Origin of the sequence: Bacillus sp. (in: firmicutes), from assembly GCA_012842745.1 — a bacterium.
GTDB lineage: Bacteria > Bacillota > Bacilli > Bacillales > Bacillaceae_J > Schinkia.
The window spans coordinates 1-16,214 of record DUSF01000048.1; the positions used below are offsets into that span (position 1 = coordinate 1).

19 protein-coding genes are annotated in these 16,214 nt (G+C 36.3%); 4 read left to right on the plus strand and 15 right to left on the minus strand.

Going from position 1 to position 16,214, the window contains the following annotated elements; all coding sequences use genetic code 11:
• Positions 1-170: 170 nt before the first annotated feature.
• Complete coding sequence (locus GX497_11860; GenBank protein HHY73884.1) at positions 171-536, plus strand: hypothetical protein; 366 nt, start codon at positions 171-173, stop codon at positions 534-536.
• Positions 537-630: 94 nt separating this feature from the next.
• On the opposite strand, the gene GX497_11865 is transcribed toward GX497_11860, so the two are convergent.
• From GX497_11865 to GX497_11900, 8 genes are all read right to left on the minus strand, one after another.
• Positions 631-984 carry an Asp23/Gls24 family envelope stress response protein gene (locus GX497_11865; GenBank protein ID HHY73885.1) on the minus strand — a complete coding sequence of 118 codons (354 nt, stop codon included), beginning with the start codon at positions 982-984 and terminating at the stop codon, positions 631-633.
• Positions 985-1,020: 36 nt separating this feature from the next.
• Positions 1,021-1,536 carry a GNAT family N-acetyltransferase gene (locus tag GX497_11870; GenBank protein ID HHY73886.1) on the minus strand — a complete coding sequence of 172 codons (516 nt, stop codon included), beginning with the start codon at positions 1,534-1,536 and terminating at the stop codon, positions 1,021-1,023.
• 20 nt (positions 1,537-1,556) lie between these two features.
• Positions 1,557-2,429 (minus strand): cytochrome c oxidase assembly factor CtaG, encoded by an 873-nt coding sequence (gene ctaG / locus GX497_11875; GenBank protein ID HHY73887.1) that lies wholly within the window; start codon positions 2,427-2,429, stop codon positions 1,557-1,559.
• Positions 2,430-2,510: 81 nt separating this feature from the next.
• On the minus strand, positions 2,511-2,843 hold the full coding sequence (gene ctaF / locus GX497_11880) for a cytochrome c oxidase subunit IVB (GenBank protein ID HHY73888.1): 333 nt from the start codon (positions 2,841-2,843) through the stop codon (positions 2,511-2,513).
• A 3-nt stretch (positions 2,844-2,846) separates the two neighbouring features.
• Positions 2,847-3,467 (minus strand): cytochrome (ubi)quinol oxidase subunit III, encoded by a 621-nt coding sequence (locus GX497_11885; GenBank protein ID HHY73889.1) that lies wholly within the window; start codon positions 3,465-3,467, stop codon positions 2,847-2,849.
• Positions 3,467-5,335, minus strand: coding sequence for a cytochrome ubiquinol oxidase subunit I (locus GX497_11890; protein HHY73890.1), 1,869 nt, complete (start codon positions 5,333-5,335; stop codon positions 3,467-3,469). Before GX497_11890 ends, GX497_11885 begins: the two co-directional genes overlap by 1 nt.
• Positions 5,336-5,355: 20 nt before the next feature.
• The gene (gene coxB, locus GX497_11895; GenBank protein ID HHY73891.1) at positions 5,356-6,399 is read right to left on the minus strand and encodes a cytochrome c oxidase subunit II; all 1,044 of its coding nucleotides are present in this window, start codon (positions 6,397-6,399) and stop codon (positions 5,356-5,358) included.
• Between the two features lie 233 nt (positions 6,400-6,632).
• Positions 6,633-7,556, minus strand: coding sequence for a protoheme IX farnesyltransferase (locus tag GX497_11900; GenBank protein ID HHY73892.1), 924 nt, complete (start codon positions 7,554-7,556; stop codon positions 6,633-6,635).
• A gap of 495 nt (positions 7,557-8,051) precedes the next feature.
• Between GX497_11900 and GX497_11905 the strand changes: the two genes are divergently transcribed.
• On the plus strand, positions 8,052-8,984 hold the full coding sequence (locus tag GX497_11905; GenBank protein ID HHY73893.1) for a heme A synthase: 933 nt from the start codon (positions 8,052-8,054) through the stop codon (positions 8,982-8,984).
• 17 nt (positions 8,985-9,001) lie between these two features.
• Here the strand turns inward: GX497_11905 and GX497_11910 are convergent, their stop codons facing one another.
• From GX497_11910 to GX497_11920, 3 genes are all read right to left on the minus strand, one after another.
• Entirely contained in the window at positions 9,002-10,108 is a 1,107-nt protein-coding gene (locus GX497_11910; GenBank protein ID HHY73894.1) for an FtsW/RodA/SpoVE family cell cycle protein, read from the minus strand.
• 30 nt (positions 10,109-10,138) lie between these two features.
• Complete coding sequence (locus GX497_11915; GenBank protein ID HHY73895.1) at positions 10,139-10,423, minus strand: YlaN family protein; 285 nt, start codon at positions 10,421-10,423, stop codon at positions 10,139-10,141.
• Positions 10,424-10,683: 260 nt separating this feature from the next.
• Positions 10,684-12,015: a PhoH family protein gene (locus GX497_11920; GenBank protein ID HHY73896.1), complete on the minus strand. Its 1,332-nt coding sequence runs from the start codon at positions 12,013-12,015 to the stop codon at positions 10,684-10,686.
• 165 nt (positions 12,016-12,180) lie between these two features.
• Here GX497_11920 and GX497_11925 point away from each other — a divergent pair, with 165 nt between their 5' ends.
• On the plus strand, positions 12,181-12,774 hold the full coding sequence (locus GX497_11925; GenBank protein HHY73897.1) for a YhcN/YlaJ family sporulation lipoprotein: 594 nt from the start codon (positions 12,181-12,183) through the stop codon (positions 12,772-12,774).
• A gap of 21 nt (positions 12,775-12,795) precedes the next feature.
• Here the strand turns inward: GX497_11925 and GX497_11930 are convergent, their stop codons facing one another.
• Complete coding sequence (locus GX497_11930) at positions 12,796-13,251, minus strand: hypothetical protein (GenBank protein HHY73898.1); 456 nt, start codon at positions 13,249-13,251, stop codon at positions 12,796-12,798.
• A gap of 120 nt (positions 13,252-13,371) precedes the next feature.
• On the opposite strand from GX497_11930, the gene GX497_11935 reads away from it, so the two are divergent.
• Positions 13,372-13,572: a YlaI family protein gene (locus GX497_11935; GenBank protein HHY73899.1), complete on the plus strand. Its 201-nt coding sequence runs from the start codon at positions 13,372-13,374 to the stop codon at positions 13,570-13,572.
• Between the two features lie 44 nt (positions 13,573-13,616).
• Here the strand turns inward: GX497_11935 and GX497_11940 are convergent, their stop codons facing one another.
• The 3 genes from GX497_11940 to typA are packed head-to-tail and all read right to left on the minus strand — an operon-like array spanning position 13,617 to position 16,131.
• Positions 13,617-13,907, minus strand: a complete 291-nt coding sequence (locus GX497_11940) for a hypothetical protein (GenBank protein ID HHY73900.1) — start codon at positions 13,905-13,907, stop codon at positions 13,617-13,619.
• Positions 13,908-13,933: 26 nt separating this feature from the next.
• A complete protein-coding gene (locus GX497_11945; GenBank protein HHY73901.1) occupies positions 13,934-14,242 on the minus strand; it encodes a hypothetical protein in 309 nt (102 codons plus the stop codon).
• A 50-nt stretch (positions 14,243-14,292) separates the two neighbouring features.
• Positions 14,293-16,131, minus strand: a complete 1,839-nt coding sequence (gene typA / locus GX497_11950; protein ID HHY73902.1) for a translational GTPase TypA — start codon at positions 16,129-16,131, stop codon at positions 14,293-14,295.
• Positions 16,132-16,214 lie beyond the last annotated feature (83 nt).

Sequence of the window (16,214 nt, forward strand, 5' to 3'; positions counted from 1 at the left end):
ATCCTCCTTTCAAACTCCAGTAAATTACCCTCTTTATTTTGACCAAAAAAGAAAAAAATTCTCGCTAAAAAGTCGAAAAAAGTAACTTTTTTTAAAATGAATTGCATCTTCTACTCTTTCATACTATTATAGTTTTTAGGGTGTTTTTGAAATTTTAGGAGGGATACATAGTGAGATTTGAAGGAACGGGGCTTGATGACAAAGTATACGATATTTCACTTTTACAAAAAGTACTAGGTGAAGAACATTTACTACAGAGAGAACAATGGGATTATGAACGTGTATCGTTTGACCGTAAATTTGAACAATTAGATACGAATGAAGTTTTTTATTTACGTGTTCAAGGATATGCTGTGGAAGGTACTAATGTTGATTCAAAGCATGCTAAAATTAAGCTTTTAACACCCATTTTAGGAAAGCATTACTACCCACATGGCGTTGAATATGGGGAAGATGAAGTTTTCCCAAATAATGTAGTGGAAAAATCTAAAGCAATTCTTGAATCAGTAAGCCAAAAACTAGCGGCTGCAAAATAATCTTTTTTCATAAAAAACCGATAGTACAAAAAAGGTCTGATCTCCATTTACAGGAGTCAGACCTTTTTAGTCAGCATTTTCTATAAATACATTATTAATCGTCCTTTAAGCGGACTGAATCAATCATTACATTTACGTTTGTTACTTCGATACCAGTCATGATTTTTATTTCTTCAATAATTGTTTTTTGAAGCTCCGTACAGAGTCCACAAATATCTTCATTTAGATAGACCGATACTTTAATCGTAATGAGCAATTCACCCTCATCTTGATCAATGCTAATTCCTCTTTGGTTGCCTTTTTTATTGACAACTCTAATAAAATCATCCTTAAAATCCGAAACAGTGCCATGAATGCCCTCCATTTCATCAATAACAATCGATGAAATAATCGCGAAAACATCTTCAGAAATACTAAGCGTTCCCTTTTCGAGTATTCTCGTAATCATCTTTATTCCCCCATTAAATGAATCCTCTACCTTATTCTATGATATGCTTTCTTTTTTTAATTCCCACATTAAAAATGAAACTTCTTTATTAACGCAACGCATTCCAAGTTTTTCTAAAATTTTAATCGATCCAATATTACGTTCATCACATTCAGCGGTTATTTTTTTTATTCTTTTATCGAGAAATACGTAACGAACAACAGCTTGTACAGCTTCAAAACAATAACCTTGCCTTCGATAGGAATAAACTGTTTCGTATCCGAGGTCAATCGTACTAGCGTCATCTGCCACCTGTTTTAATCTAATAGAGCCAATCACAGTTCTTATTTCAGGCGCAATCATTAACCAAATTTGCAAGCTCCTTTTAGCCGCATTTTTCTCTAACATTTCAATATAATAAGGGAGAAGACTTTTTAACTGGGTAGAAGGCCAATCGTTAGGCAACGCAAGCGGTGAACGCTCCTCTAATTTTTCTCGATGCAAAATTACTGATTTTGCCAAATCCAACGGACACTCCATTACTAATAACCGGTCTGTAAAAATTGGCGACAAAATCAACATCTCCTTTATTTTTATGGTTGTGGAGAAGGGAGGGCGATCGCTTCTTTTGACTCTTTTTGTTTTTCTTCTTTAACCCATTGAAAAAATACAAAGGTAAGCACAGTTCCATACGAAATTTCTTGCATAATCTTCATAATAACACCACCTAGCTGCTGATCATGAAGCGGTGGTAGCCATGAAAACATTTGTGGACTACCAATATCAATATTTGATAGCATGCTGACTGGCACACATAACTCTAATGCTTTAGCCCAAGCAACTGGATTTGTATACGTCTGATACAATGGCACATCAGAAAAAATAATTAACGCACATGCTGGTGTAAGCAGCACACCATCTGCAAAAATATAAGCCAACTTTTGCAATCCACTTAATTTGCGGTATTCAGAAAGCGGACAAATAAGAGGCCACCACATGATTAAGGCAGCGATAAAAATAGTCGTTGTAACAAGAGCATGAAGCACGATATTTGTTTTAACAGCATCAAATATAAATGGAAAATGATAGAGTGAGAAAACGCCATTAAATAAAAGAACAGCGAATAAAGGTTTAGTTACGAACAAAAACGGCTGTCTAATGTATCTCTTTGCCAACACCTTTTGATAAAGCCAATTGGGGATTGCATGAATCAACAATGGAGGCAATACTAAATATAATACCGACATTTGTGCCATATGGATGCTAAAATTCAAATGTCCTAACAAATCAACAGGACTTCCCTTCACAATATATAATAGCACGAGTGAAGTTATGAACAAGATTGCTTGTTTTTCAGTCACCCGCCTAACAAGCAGGAAGTACATCGCCCCTATGACGATTAAACTTATTAAAAACCAAGGACTCCACATTGCCTTAAAACCAAAAATACTCAGTTTCTCAAGCATGATCTTCACCTCAAACTTATTGCTTTCTTACTACTTCAAAAGGGACCCTGCAAAAAGCCAGGTCCCATTTTCAATCATTACTTACCACCATACAATCGTCATCAAGGCAATAACTGTCACTGCAGCGAGTAATATAGCCGTAAAAATAAACATTATTGGTGCTTCATGCCCTTTATGACTCATGTGCATGAAATAAAACAATTGAAACATAACTTGGACAATCGCCAGAACCATTATAAATGGCGCGACAAACCACATATTAATAACATCAGCAAAAACTACTGCGGCAAAGGCAAGAATAGTAAGAACAATTGTTAACGCAAAGACAATAAATTGTTGATTCATTTCTTCCTTATTCGCAGCTTTTCTAAGCTCCCACTTCGTTTCTGTCGATGAATTTGAATTCATAGTCATTCTTTAGCCCACCTTTCCCATTAAGTAAACAACTGAAAAGATGAATACCCAAACAACGTCAATAAAATGCCAATACAAACTCGCTACATAAAACTTCGGCGCTGTGTATAAACTAAGATTACGCTTAGAGTTGCGAACTAATAAAGTGGTAATCCAACAAAGTCCAAAAGCTACGTGCGCTCCATGAAATCCTGTTAATGTATAGAAAGATGAAGCAAAAGCATTTGTTGTGTATTTTAATCCTTCGTGAACATAATGATTGAACTCATAAATTTCAAGGACAAGGAAACAAGCACCGAGAATGACCGTAACCCACATCCATATAAGCATGCCTTTGTAATTATTATTTTTCATTTGATAAATCGCATAGACGCTCGTCAAACTGCTAAATAATAAAAACATTGTCGCTAAAAATACTAATGGTAATGAGAAAAGTTCATTAGGTGATGGCCCATTTATCGTCGAATGACGTAAAGCTAAAAACGTCCCGAATAACGATGCAAACATAACGGTTTCTCCGCCGAGAAACAACCAAAAACCGATAAATTTATTTTTCCCTTCCATCGTCGCTTTTTCAGGTTCCGCTGGAAAGTTTTCTCGTGTCAAAGCTTGTTCAGCTGCCATTATGCTTTTAAACCTCCTTCTCGCTCAAGGTCTTCTTTGTGGATATGATAGCCGTGATCATCTTTAATTGAGCGAACAAACATTGCTCCAAACATAATTACAAGACCAATAATTCCTACGCTTAAAGCAAGCTTATTCGTACCTAAATCATGATACATAAATCCGAATCCTGATACAAATAGACCTACAGATATAACAAACGGAAGAAACGATCCATTAGGCATATGAATATCGCCAAGTGGCTCTGCTGGTATTAGTTCCTTATTGCCATTCATTTTTTCATACCAAACAGGGTCTAAGCTGCGAACAAGCGGCAATTGTTTAAAGTTGTATTCCACTGGTGGAGAAGAAACCGCCCATTCTAGTGAACGCCCATCTCCCCATGGGTCTGGACCAACTTCCTCTTTGCTGAAGAAAGACATCACCATATTAATAACAAGTAAAACAACTGCAATTGCCATTAAGATTGCACCAATTGTACTTACAAAGTTTGCTGTATCCCAGCCTTGGTTTGGCAAATATGTAAATACACGGCGCGGCATTCCCCAAAGCCCAAGGAAATGTTGAATAAAAAATGTTAGATGGAAACCGATATACCATACCCAGAACGTGATTTTTCCTAACGTTTCGTTCATCATTTTTCCGAACATCTTCGGCCACCAGAAATGCATGCCTGCAAAAAGACCTAAAACAATACCACCAACAATGATGTAATGGAAATGGGCAACAACAAAGTAACTGTCATGGAACTGGTAATCCGCTGCAGCTGAAGCAAGCATAACACCAGTAACCCCACCCATTACGAATGTCGGAACGAACCATGTAGCATAAAGCATCGGGGTTGTATAGCGAATATTACCGCCCCACATTGTAAATAACCAGTTAAATACTTTTATTCCCGTTGGTACACCAACCGCCATTGTTGCTACCGCAAAAATAGAGTTTACAACAGGGCCCATACCAGTTGTAAACATATGGTGAGCCCAAACCATGAAGCCGATAAAACCGATTAAAACTGTGGCAAATACCATTGATGTATAACCAAAGATACGTTTTCGTGAAAATGTTGAAATAATATCTGAGAAAATCCCGAAAGCAGGCAATACTAAAATATATACTTCTGGATGACCAAATATCCAGAATAAATGCTCCCAAATAATTGTATTTCCACCAAGAGCAACATTAAAAAAGTTAGAGCCGAACAAACGATCAAACATCATTAAGAATATGCCCACTGTTAATGGTGGGAAGGCAAATAAGATTAACGATGACGAAACAAAAACTGTCCATGTAAACATCGGAAGTCTCATAAATGTCATCCCAGCTGTACGCATTGTAATAACCGTAGCTAAAAAGTTAATCGCCGATATTAATGTTCCAAAACCGGAAATCTGCAAACCGATTAAATAAAAATCAACACCATGGCTCGGGTCTGCCATCGCCAGTGACGCATAGTTCGTCCACCCTGCTCCCGGCATTCCACCTAAAAACCAACCAAAGTTAAAAAATAATGCACCAAAGAAAAATAACCAAAAGCCAAGTGAATTTAAAAATGGAAAAGCAACGTCCCGTGCCCCTATTTGAATCGGAACGACTGCGTTCGCTAAAGCAAATATTAGCGGCATCGCAACAAAAAATAACATTGTTGTACCATGGGCTGTTAATGCTTCATTAAACGCAGTGCCAACTAGAAAATTATTTTCCGGATACATTAATTGAATCCGCATTAACAGTGCCTCTAAACCACCAATGACAAAGTGCAATAATCCTGCAAAAAGATATAAATGGGCAATTTTTTTATGATCTACTGTCGTTAAGTAGTCCCAGATAATTGCGCCAACACCCCTTTTTTGTACCAATGTACTCACTTTTTGGACCTCCCTCTTCTCTATTTATTTTCCTTTGAAAGCGTAAGCAAGTATTCAGTTACCGCTTCGATTTCATTTGGTTTCAAATTATATGTGCCCGTCATTTTATTTCCTGGTTTCATTGTTTCAGGGTCTGAAATCCAAGCATGAACATTTTCGGGTGTCATATCTTTAATCCCGGCAACACGCTCACGGTCTGCAAAGTTAGACAGATTTGGTGCAAGTCTTGCAACTACTGGTCGTGAATCATTAGAATCAACAGCATGACAACCTGCGCAGCTTTTTGCAAAGATTTCTTGGCCAGCCTTAGCAGTTGCTTCTGTCGGTACTTCTGTTGGTCGCTGCATAGTAACAACCCATTCTTCATAATTCTCTTTTGATAAAACCTTTACCTTGAAATCCATCAAAGCATGTGATGGGCCGCAAAGTTCAGCACATTTCCCATAATAAACCCCTTCTTCATAGGCATGGACCCACATATAATTTTCATTATCTGTGTTCGTGTCTATTTTTCCCGCTAATGCCGGAATCCAAAATGAATGTTTCACATCTCCTGCTGTTAACTTTAAATAAACCTTTTCTCCAGCTGGAATCACTAAGTCCTGTGCTGTAATGATTTGTTCTTCTGGATACTCAAATTCCCACCAATAAAGCTTCCCAGTAACATTTACTTGCAATGCATCTTTTGGAATGTTTTCTTTACTAGCATCCAATTTGAATGTTGCAGAAACAGTTGGAACAGCAATAATCATTAGAATGACAATCGGAATAACAGTCCAAATAATCTCTAATTTATGACTGCCTTCAATTTGCTTAGGAATCTTATTTTCATTCTGTTTTGTTCTGCGAAACTTAATGGAAACATAAATGAAAATGACAATGACAACAACGGTTACAAACGCCATGAGAATTGTTGTTAACATCATCAGGTCAAACACCATTTCAGCATTTTTACCTCCTGGTGTAAGGGTCGACAAAAACGGCTCCCCACCACAGCCAGCTAAGATTAGCAAAAGCATTAAAACTACCACAAACAAACGACTTTTCCCTCCTACACGATTCATTTCATCCTAACCCCTCTTTCTTTTAATAAATCTATTTATTTAAATACCTCTCAACATTATTAACATGATGAAAGGTATTTTATAACATCATATGTATGATAGACTTCTTTTCTTTATAACGATTACATAATCCCTTACATTTCGACACTTTTTACCATTTTGATACTTTTAAAACTAAAATGTTTAAAAAGTATGTCGAAAAAGTGCTAGTGAGAAACCTCACTAGCTTTCTTCTAAATCGTTACAATGACCATCAATACAAAAATAATCGTCAAATAGTTTAAAGAATAAATAAACATCCACTTTGACCATTTCAAATCTTCTTTCATGAAAAAACCATAAATACCCAACACAAACCAACCTACACTTAACAGTAAAGATACGGTTAGAAAGACTGGACCTAATGCTGTTAAGAAAAATGGCAACGGTAGCAAACAAGCAACAAAGGCAACAATATGTCTCTTTGTTACTGCAAAACCTTTTACAACTGGCAGCATCGGAACTCCAGCCTTCTTATATTCCGCACACTTTTTCATTGCTAATGCATAAAAATGTGGCGGTTGCCAAATGAACATAATAAGAAATAAAACCCACGCTTCAATTGATAGAGTAGGGTCAATCGCTGCCCAGCCAATTAACGGTGGTGCAGCACCTGAAAAGCTGCCAACAACTGTATTAATTGGATGCCTGCGCTTAGACCAGAGCGAGTATAAGACGACATAAGTAAACCATCCTATAAACCCGATAATAGCAGCTTGAGGCGATGCCAATAATAATAATAGTAAACCGATTAATGATGCTGACCATCCAAGCATTAAAACCTTTGTTAAGCCAATACTTCCTGTTACGGTTGGCCTTGTTTTCGTGCGTTCCATGATATGGTCTATATCACGGTCGATATAATTGTTCAAAACGCATGCTCCAGCCATTACTAATGCATTCCCAAACATTCCAAGCAACACTTTATCAATACTAGCAATAAATGTTTGATTTGTGAAATAGAGCGCAAGCCAAATACCAGTAAAAGCTGTAATTAAATTAGAATTTATAATTCCAATTTTAACAAGGGAAAGCAAATCATTCCACAAGGAACTTGTTTGAATTTCACTCTCTTTAAGAGTAGTAGCGTCAAACATCGGATTAGCAGCTCTACTCATAATTCTAGAGTTTTCCATCGACTATTTTTCCTCCTTTACCTTTGTCCAAAGCTACAATTTCCTAAAAATAGCCAACTAGCAAAAAAATATTATAATTGTGATAAATATCATAGAAATATATCTCATCTTTATTAAACCATAAATCGTGAAGAATTTGTTAAATAATAATGAAAATATTTTTACAATTACTATAATGTCAAATTAAAACCACCTCCACTAAGGAATGAGCTACCTTTCAATCTCAAAACAAAACGATGTTATAAGTATCCCATATTCTCTTCTGTAGAACTACTATTTATATATTTTTTATTATATTAATGTTATAATCAATAGAAATATGAGTAATAAGATAGAATAAATGATGATTATTCTTAATCTATTCACACATTTGACAAAAACATACCTAATTTCTATTTCGTATGTGTGATATATTTATCATAAATAACGTAATAATCACTATTTTTTTATACTTTTTATAAAGAAGGTGAGGTCAACTTGAATAGAGGATTAAAAGTTTTATCTGTCGCGTCAAGTATCGTCATGCTTTTTGTTCTTATTGGCGGTGCACTTGTTACGAAGACTGGTTCTGGTATGGGCTGTGGTCGTTCATGGCCGCTTTGTAACGGAAAATTTCTTCCCGGTGATATTACATCTGAACTAATTATTGAACTTTCACACCGACTAGTATCTGGACTATCAATTATCTTAGTCGTAACTTTGGCTGTTTGGTCTTGGAAAAAAGTTGGACATATAAGGGAAGTTAAGTTTCTTTCATTTTTATCGGTGTTCTTCTTAATCGTTCAAGCGTTGCTTGGAGCAGGGGCCGTTATTTGGGGTCAAGATCCGGTCATTATGGCATTGCATTTTGGAGTTTCATTAGTATCAGTTGCATCTGTCTTTCTATTAATGTTACTTATTTTTGAAATAGACAAAAAATTTGATGCCGACTCTTTAATTATTGATAAAGGCTTGCGGGCGCAAATTTATGCTATCAGTATTTATTGCTATATGGTTGTCTATACTGGTGCACTTGTTCGTCACAAAAAAGCACATTTAGCCTGTTTAGATTTCCCATTTTGTGATAACAGTGCTATGTTCTCATTACCTACTAACGAGTTTGAATGGGTGCAAATGGGGCATCGCTTTGCAGCTACCATTTTCTTTGTATGGCTAATCCTTTTATCAATTCGAATTATTAAACAATATCGCATAAAACGAGTATTGTACTGGAGTGCTATTTCGTCCATTATCTTAATCATCCTACAACCTTTATCAGGTGCACTTATTATTTATACAAGAGTAAATTTATATGTGACATTAGCACATGCTACGTTTATTACAGTTTTATTCTGTGTCCTAAGCTATCTAATTCTTTTATCTTCGAGAAGTAAGAAAAACAAAATAAAACAATATAAAAAGATTGCCTAGACTAGAGGCAATCTTTTTTATGCTTGCTTTAACTTTGCATACATTGCGATATTATTTAGAATTCCCATTGATATCATTATCAACACTAATGATGAACCACCATAACTTACGAACGGGAGAGGTACACCTGTGATTGGTAATAGTCCTGTCAATGCACCAATATTAACGAAAGACTGAATGCCTATCATACCTGAAATCCCGATAGCAATTAAACTACCAAACGGATCATTAGCCTTCATCGCTACAGTAAATCCCTTCCAAACAATAAAGAGTAACATGAATAAGACAAAACCAACACCAAAGATTCCAAGTTCTTCTGAAATAATCGCCATAATAAAATCAGTATGCGGCTCGGGCAGATAGCCAAATTTTTGGATGCTTTTTCCTAAACCTTCCCCCGTAACACCACCAGCAGCAATGGCAATATAAGAATTAATAAGCTGGTATCCATTCTTATCAGCTATATCTTCATGAAAAGGATTATACGCAGCTGTAATGCGACCTAACTGCACCTCCGATAAAAACGGATATAAAAGAATTGCTCCAACTACAGCCACGAGCATCAATCGGCTAAGATGTTTGAGACGAATGCCTGAGCAAATAATGATCATTCCCGCTGTAGCTAAAATGAGCAGAGCCGTTCCTAAGTCTGGCTGCTTGTACACTAGGAAAAATATTATGAAAATAAACGTTAATGGTGGACCAAATGCGGGCGCGAACCTTTCAATATACGATTGTTTATTAGAAAAAACACCCGCTAAGTAAATAATGACACCAAGTTTTATAAACTCTGCTGGCTGAAAGCCCAAAAAACCTCTTGTCGCATTATTAGTTGTCGTTCCAAAAAGCAAAACAGCTATAAGTATTATTGGTGCCCCGAAAAAAATCAGCTTTAAAAACCTTTTATATATTTTATATGGAAAGATTAAAAAAAACATATAAATAAGTACGCCAAGAAAAAACCACCGTAATTGTTTTAAGAAAAACAAATCAGGTGTTCCCTCGTATTCATCAACAGCAACAACCATACTTGAACTATAAATCATAATAATGCCGAATAAACTTAAAATAATCGGCGCCAATACAAGTGTATAATCATAAGATTTTATTATTTTTTTTACCATAAGTCGTTCATCCTTATATTAACAGCCTAATTATTTATTTTTTAAAGAGGCTTCATGAAGGGATGATAGCTCCCTTTCCAACGACTCAAGCAATGCTTTCCCATTGGTATCATCAACTAACCCAAGACGGACGGCAAAATCGATTTCACGCGATAAACCAAACATTTGCGTATCTAACACTTCCTCATATAAAGGACATTGAGGCATTGTTAAATTATCCATTTGTACTTTGATTAGCTTCAATATTTTATCAGCATCAGCCTTAAGAAGGGCATATGCCTTTTCTTTATGATTTAGGGCAACCTCTGAAGACACGTTCATCCCTCCAATTAAAAGAGTCCATTCTATCTTTTAATCTTATCGTCATATGGACAAAAATGCAAGAATTGTAGCTCATACATATGACATATGAAAATGAAAATTTTATACTGGAAAAGGAAGGATAAATGAAAGTGAGGAATTATAATGGATGATGTCATTTACTTGGAGGAAACGTCCAATTTAAGCTAACAATTGATTCAAGTATATTAAAAAATTAATTTTTGCGTAAGAGGCTGATTTGTCAGCCTCCTCATTTATAATAAATCGGCTGCCAACTGCGCGAGTGTCGATCTTTCGCCTTTTACAAACTTGACATGACCGCTGATTTTCTCTTGTTTAAATTTTTCAACAACATATGTTAACCCATTGTTATATTCATCAAGATACGGATGGTCAACTTGCTCAGTGTCACCCATTAGCACAATTTTACTTTTTTCCCCTACTCTCGTTAAGATTGTTTTGACCTCATGCTTTGAAAGGTTTTGGGCCTCGTCAATAATAATAAATTGTTCGGGGATGCTTCTCCCTCTTATATAGGTGAGAGCTTCTACTTGAATGGATCCCATTCCCGCTAATATAGCGTCAAGTTCACCTGGTTTTTTTGTATTAAATAAATACTCTAAATTATCATAAATTGGCTGCATCCATGGTCTTAATTTTTCCTCTTTTTCCCCTGGAAGATAGCCAAGATCTTTGCCAACAGGCACAATCGGACGGGCAACTAGTAATTTTTTGTAAATTCCAAGGTCCTCTGTTTGATAAAGGCCGGCTGCTAATGCTAATAATGTTTTTCCTGTTCCTGCTTTTCCAATTAATGTAACAAGCGGTATATCTGGACGAAGGAGTAGCTCAAGGCCCATTGTTTGTTGAACGTTCCGCGCTTTAATGCCCCAAACATGGTCCTTATCGAAGAAACATTTTTTAACGTATTTTACTTTCTCATCAACGATGCCAAGCGCAGATTGCGATGTCCCTAATACATCCTTCATAATAACGAATTGATTTGGCAAGTAGCCGTATACTGGAAGTTTCGTAATTTCTAGTTGCGTCTTTTCATAAAACTCGTTCAAAAGGTCCTTGCTAACATAGACAGTTTGGAAGCCTGAATAAATATTGTCATCATATTCAACAACCCGATCACTTAAAAAGTCTTCTGCTAATAGGCCTACGGCATCAGCTTTTACCCTTACTAACACATCTTTACTAACAAGGATGACTTGTCTGCCTGCTTCTTTTTTCTGCTCCTCTAAATTCAAATTAAGGGCAACCGCCAATATACGATTATCATTCGTTTTTTCATCAAATACTTCCTGTAGCTTTAAAAATGAACGATGATTTAACTCTATCCTAAAGTTTCCGCCATTTTCAAGCGGAATTCCTTTATGAATTTTTCCTTGTGTCCGCAGGCGATCAATTATTTTTGATACTTGTCTTGCGTTTCTCCCAATTTCATCCATATTTCTTTTTTTTGAATCGACCTCTTCTAGGACAACTGCTGGAATCACTACTTCATTATCTTCAAATGCGAAGATTGAATGAGGATCTTGAAGTAATACATTAGTATCTAGTACATAAATTTCCTTCAACACTTCTCCCCCTGACTGTCTGTTTTTATTTCTGATGCTTAAAGGAGATTTTAATTTGGACAGCTTATGATTTAAATATATGATTGGAAGAATAAACTTAGACGAAGAAATAAACAATAAATCATAAACATTATTTTATTAAAATTATATGGAAAGGTTGGGGAAGTGGTGCGAAAATTATCGATAACAGCCATATTATTTTTATTAATAGCCACGGGCTGTGCACAAAATGGGAGTAAAAATGATGTGATAAATGATGTCCAAAATAATAATTTTATTACAGTGAATCAACGAAATGACAATAGTAACAATCCATTAACTGGTGAACAAGCGGCTATGCATTTGGTAGATTTAGCCAATCGAATTCCTGACGTGAAAGATGCAACTGCCGTTGTTGCGGGAAATTATGCTGTCGTTGGTATTGATGTAGACAAGAATTTAGATCGGTCACGGGTTGGTGTCGTTAAATATTCTGTAGCTGAAGCTTTGAAAGATGACCCTTATGGTGCCAACGCTGTTGTAGTCGCAGACCCTGATATAGTCGAGCGGCTAAGAGAAATGCGTAGGGACATTCAAGATGGCAGGCCGATTGCAGGTGTTATGAATGAATTATCGGCCATTGTTGGTCGACTTATGCCGCAAATTCCTTACGACATCAATACAGATGAAAGCCCGAATGAACAAAATGAGAAGCAGCTGCCAAAGGGTGAAAAACAACAGCTTAACAATATTCAAAAAGAACAATCAAAACAGCAATAAATGAAAAAAGCTTAGTCGAGACTAAGCTTTTTTCATTGCATCCATAACTTGTCGATCCAACTTTGCTGCTGCTTCTTGATCATATGTTTTCTCGTAAACAATATCAGCTGATATTTTCGAGCCATAAAACATGACATCACGAACAGCATCAATCTTTATTTCAATTAAAGCAAGTTTTAAAGGAACGCCTACGAGCTTTTCTTCTTTTACTTGAGCGTCACCGCTAATAGAGTAAGTTGTGCCATTTGCTATTGTTGTTAGCACAACCTTTTGATTATTTTTGATGTTTTCGACAATTCTTGAACGGTTATCAACAGCGAAATAAATAGTATGTTCATTCGGAGCATATGCCCATGAAATTGCATTAACATTTGGACCCTTTGTTTCAAAATCAATCGTTGCAATCGTTGCAAACCTTTCCTTTTGTAATATAGGGAATAAGTCGTCGGTTAGGCGGTGTTCCATTTGATTAGCCATAACAATCCTCCATTTCATTGAGATTATTATTTCATACTATACCCTTTTTTAAAGAGAATTGAAACCTGCTACTTAAAATTATTTGTTTTTTCACTTATAATGAATGTCGAGGTGAATGAAATGAGAGTGAAATGCATTCTTTGTGATAAAGTAAATATTGTAGACGATGAATCACCAATAGCGAAAAGATTACGAAATCGCCCAATTCATACATATATGTGTGATGCTTGTAATGAAAGAATTAGTACGAAGACAGAGGATCGAAAGGCGACAGGAAAGTTTAAACTTTATAAACATAGCCATTTTGGAGAAGAATGGTAGAAAAAAGCTAGCAAGCACGTTTTGTGCCTACTAGCTTTTTTACTTTATTCTTCAATAATCGGATATTTATGTGGCTCTCTTTCGATGGCATCTAGCATAAAATCAATTAATTCCCTAGGAAAACGCATTGATTTTTCTTCGCCATCAAGAATGTAGTGCACATAATATAACTCTTCAGTCTCTTCCAAGCGAAGTACCGTTTCAATCATATGCTCTTCTTTTAGAACGTTGTCAAAATGTTCAAGAGTCTCTTTAGCTGCTTTATCATTTGGCCTTGCATCACTAACAACTTTTATGCTTAACCAGTTAAAAAAAGCATCCTGCAAACTTTTCACAACTAAAAACCCCTTTGGCTGTTTTTTCAGGCTTTCTTTTGCTCCTTCCGCTGCTGATGCAAGCGAAAACGATATATACCAAGTACGACTGCTGTAATTAATAAACCTTCTGCAACGGGTAAGCGAACGCCCAACAAAGTGAGAGGTGAACAGCCGATTAATAATAAAATATAGACGATAATTGTTTTAAAAACTGAAAGTTTTTGGGCAAATCCTAGATTAAAGACAATAATCGTTAAAACAACAATTATAATGTAAAGAAGGAGCATTCCTCTTTCAATATTATTGTGGACACCAACAAGTTCAGCAAAGGCTGACAGCATCGAAGGATCAATTTGCGTTACTTCCGCCATAAAAGCCACTCCTCTCACCTGTTATTCCTACTTTATTCTACTGTGGCATATTTCTTTTTCTTTGCCGCTTTTTCACGTTCATTTGTAACTAATATTTTCTTCCGCAATCTTATAGACTGTGGTGTGATTTCACAATACTCATCATCATTTAAATACTCTAACGATTGCTCCAATGACATTAATCTTGGTTTTTTAATCGTTACAGTTGTATCTTTAGTTGCTGAACGTACATTGGTAGCGTGCTTTGCCTTCACAATATTAACAGATAAATCATTTTCACGAGTATGTTCCCCGACAATCATACCTTCGTACACTTCAGTTCCAGGCTCAATAAAAATAACACCGCGATCTTCTAATGCTTGAATACTGTACGCAGTTGCTTTTCCAGCTTCAATCGAAACAAGTACACCTTGGCGGCGTCCACCAACTTGTCCGTGTACAATCGGTTTGTAGCTATCAAATGAATGGTTGATAATCCCAAAACCACGGGTTAATGTCATAAAATCTGTTGTATAGCCGATTAGACCTCGTGATGGAATTAAAAATTCCAAACGCACTTGACCATTCCCGTTATTTACCATATCTAACATTTCGCCTTTTCTTGTGCCTAATGATTCGATGATTGCACCAGTGTTTTCTTCTGGAACATCAATTTGCACACGCTCGACTGGCTCACATAAAACACCATCGATTTCGCGAACAATAACCTCTGGCTTTGACACTTGTAATTCATAGCCTTCCCGGCGCATATTTTCAATTAAAATTGATAAATGAAGCTCCCCTCTACCTGAAACAACCCAAGCATCTGGTGACTCCGTATTTTCAACGCGTAAGCTTACATCAGTTTCCAATTGCTGACGAAGTCGTTCTTCAATCTTTCGACTTGTAATCCATTTTCCTTCACGCCCAGCGAACGGACTGTTATTCACTAGAAAGGTCATTTGTAATGTTGGCTCATCAATTCTTAAAAGCGGTAAAGCTTCCTGATGCTCAGTAGGGCATACAGTTTCACCAACATTTATTTCCTCCATACCAGAGACAGCCACTAAATCGCCAGCATATGCTTCCGCAATTTCCATCCGTTTCAAACCAATAAAGCCAAAAATTTTCGTTACCCGAAACTGCTTTATTGAACCATCGAGCTTCATTAAGGCAACTTGTTGACCAACCTTCATTGTTCCTCTAAAAATACGACCAATCCCGATTCGACCAACATAATCATTGTAATCTAGAAGCGCAACTTGGAATTGTAGCGGCTCCTCACGATTATCAACTGGTGCTGGAATATGCTCAATAACTGATTCGAAAAGAACAGTCATATCCGCATCTTGTTTATCTGGCGTTAAACTTGCTGTACCATTTATTCCTGAGGCATAAATAACAGGAAATTCTAATTGATCTTCATCAGCGCCTAACTCAATAAATAAGTCTAAAACTTCATCAACAACCTCTTCTGGTCTTGCAAAATCACGGTCAATTTTATTAACAACGACAATTGGTGTTAATTTTTGCTCGAGCGCTTTTTTCAAAACGAAGCGCGTTTGCGGCATACATCCTTCATAAGCATCGACTACAAGTAATACACCGTCAACCATTTTCATGATGCGCTCAACTTCGCCGCCAAAATCAGCATGTCCTGGTGTATCCATAATATTAATGCGAGTACCATTATAATTAATAGCAGTATTTTTCGCTAAAATGGTAATCCCACGTTCTCTTTCTATATCATTAGAATCCATCGCTCTTTCATCAACATTCTCGTTTGAACGAAATGTCCCTGATTGCTGCAATAGCTTGTCTACTAATGTTGTTTTCCCATGATCTACGTGCGCAATAATGGCAATGTTTCTAATATCTTGTCTTAAATTCAAACTTGTCATCTCCTATATACTCTTTCAAATTTTATGTTATAGTTTAAGTTGTATTCGGTATTTTATTACAACTTAAAAATTAT

Bases quoted from the DNA above. Each gene is read 5' to 3' on its own strand.
- GX497_11865 (HHY73885.1), bottom strand. From the start codon at position 984: ATGATTACGAGAATACTCGAAAAGGGAACGCTTAGTATTTCTGAAGAT.
- ctaG (HHY73887.1), bottom strand. From the start codon at position 2,429: ATGCTTGAGAAACTGAGTATTTTTGGTTTTAAGGCAATGTGGAGTCCT.
- ctaF (HHY73888.1), bottom strand. From the start codon at position 2,843: ATGACTATGAATTCAAATTCATCGACAGAAACGAAGTGGGAGCTTAGA.
- GX497_11885 (HHY73889.1), bottom strand. From the start codon at position 3,467: ATGGCAGCTGAACAAGCTTTGACACGAGAAAACTTTCCAGCGGAACCT.
- coxB (HHY73891.1), bottom strand. From the start codon at position 6,399: ATGAATCGTGTAGGAGGGAAAAGTCGTTTGTTTGTGGTAGTTTTAATG.
- GX497_11900 (HHY73892.1), bottom strand. From the start codon at position 7,556: ATGAGTAGAGCTGCTAATCCGATGTTTGACGCTACTACTCTTAAAGAG.
- GX497_11910 (HHY73894.1), bottom strand. From the start codon at position 10,108: ATGGTAAAAAAAATAATAAAATCTTATGATTATACACTTGTATTGGCG.
- GX497_11930 (HHY73898.1), bottom strand. From the start codon at position 13,251: ATGGCTAATCAAATGGAACACCGCCTAACCGACGACTTATTCCCTATA.
- GX497_11935 (HHY73899.1), top strand. From the start codon at position 13,372: ATGAGAGTGAAATGCATTCTTTGTGATAAAGTAAATATTGTAGACGAT.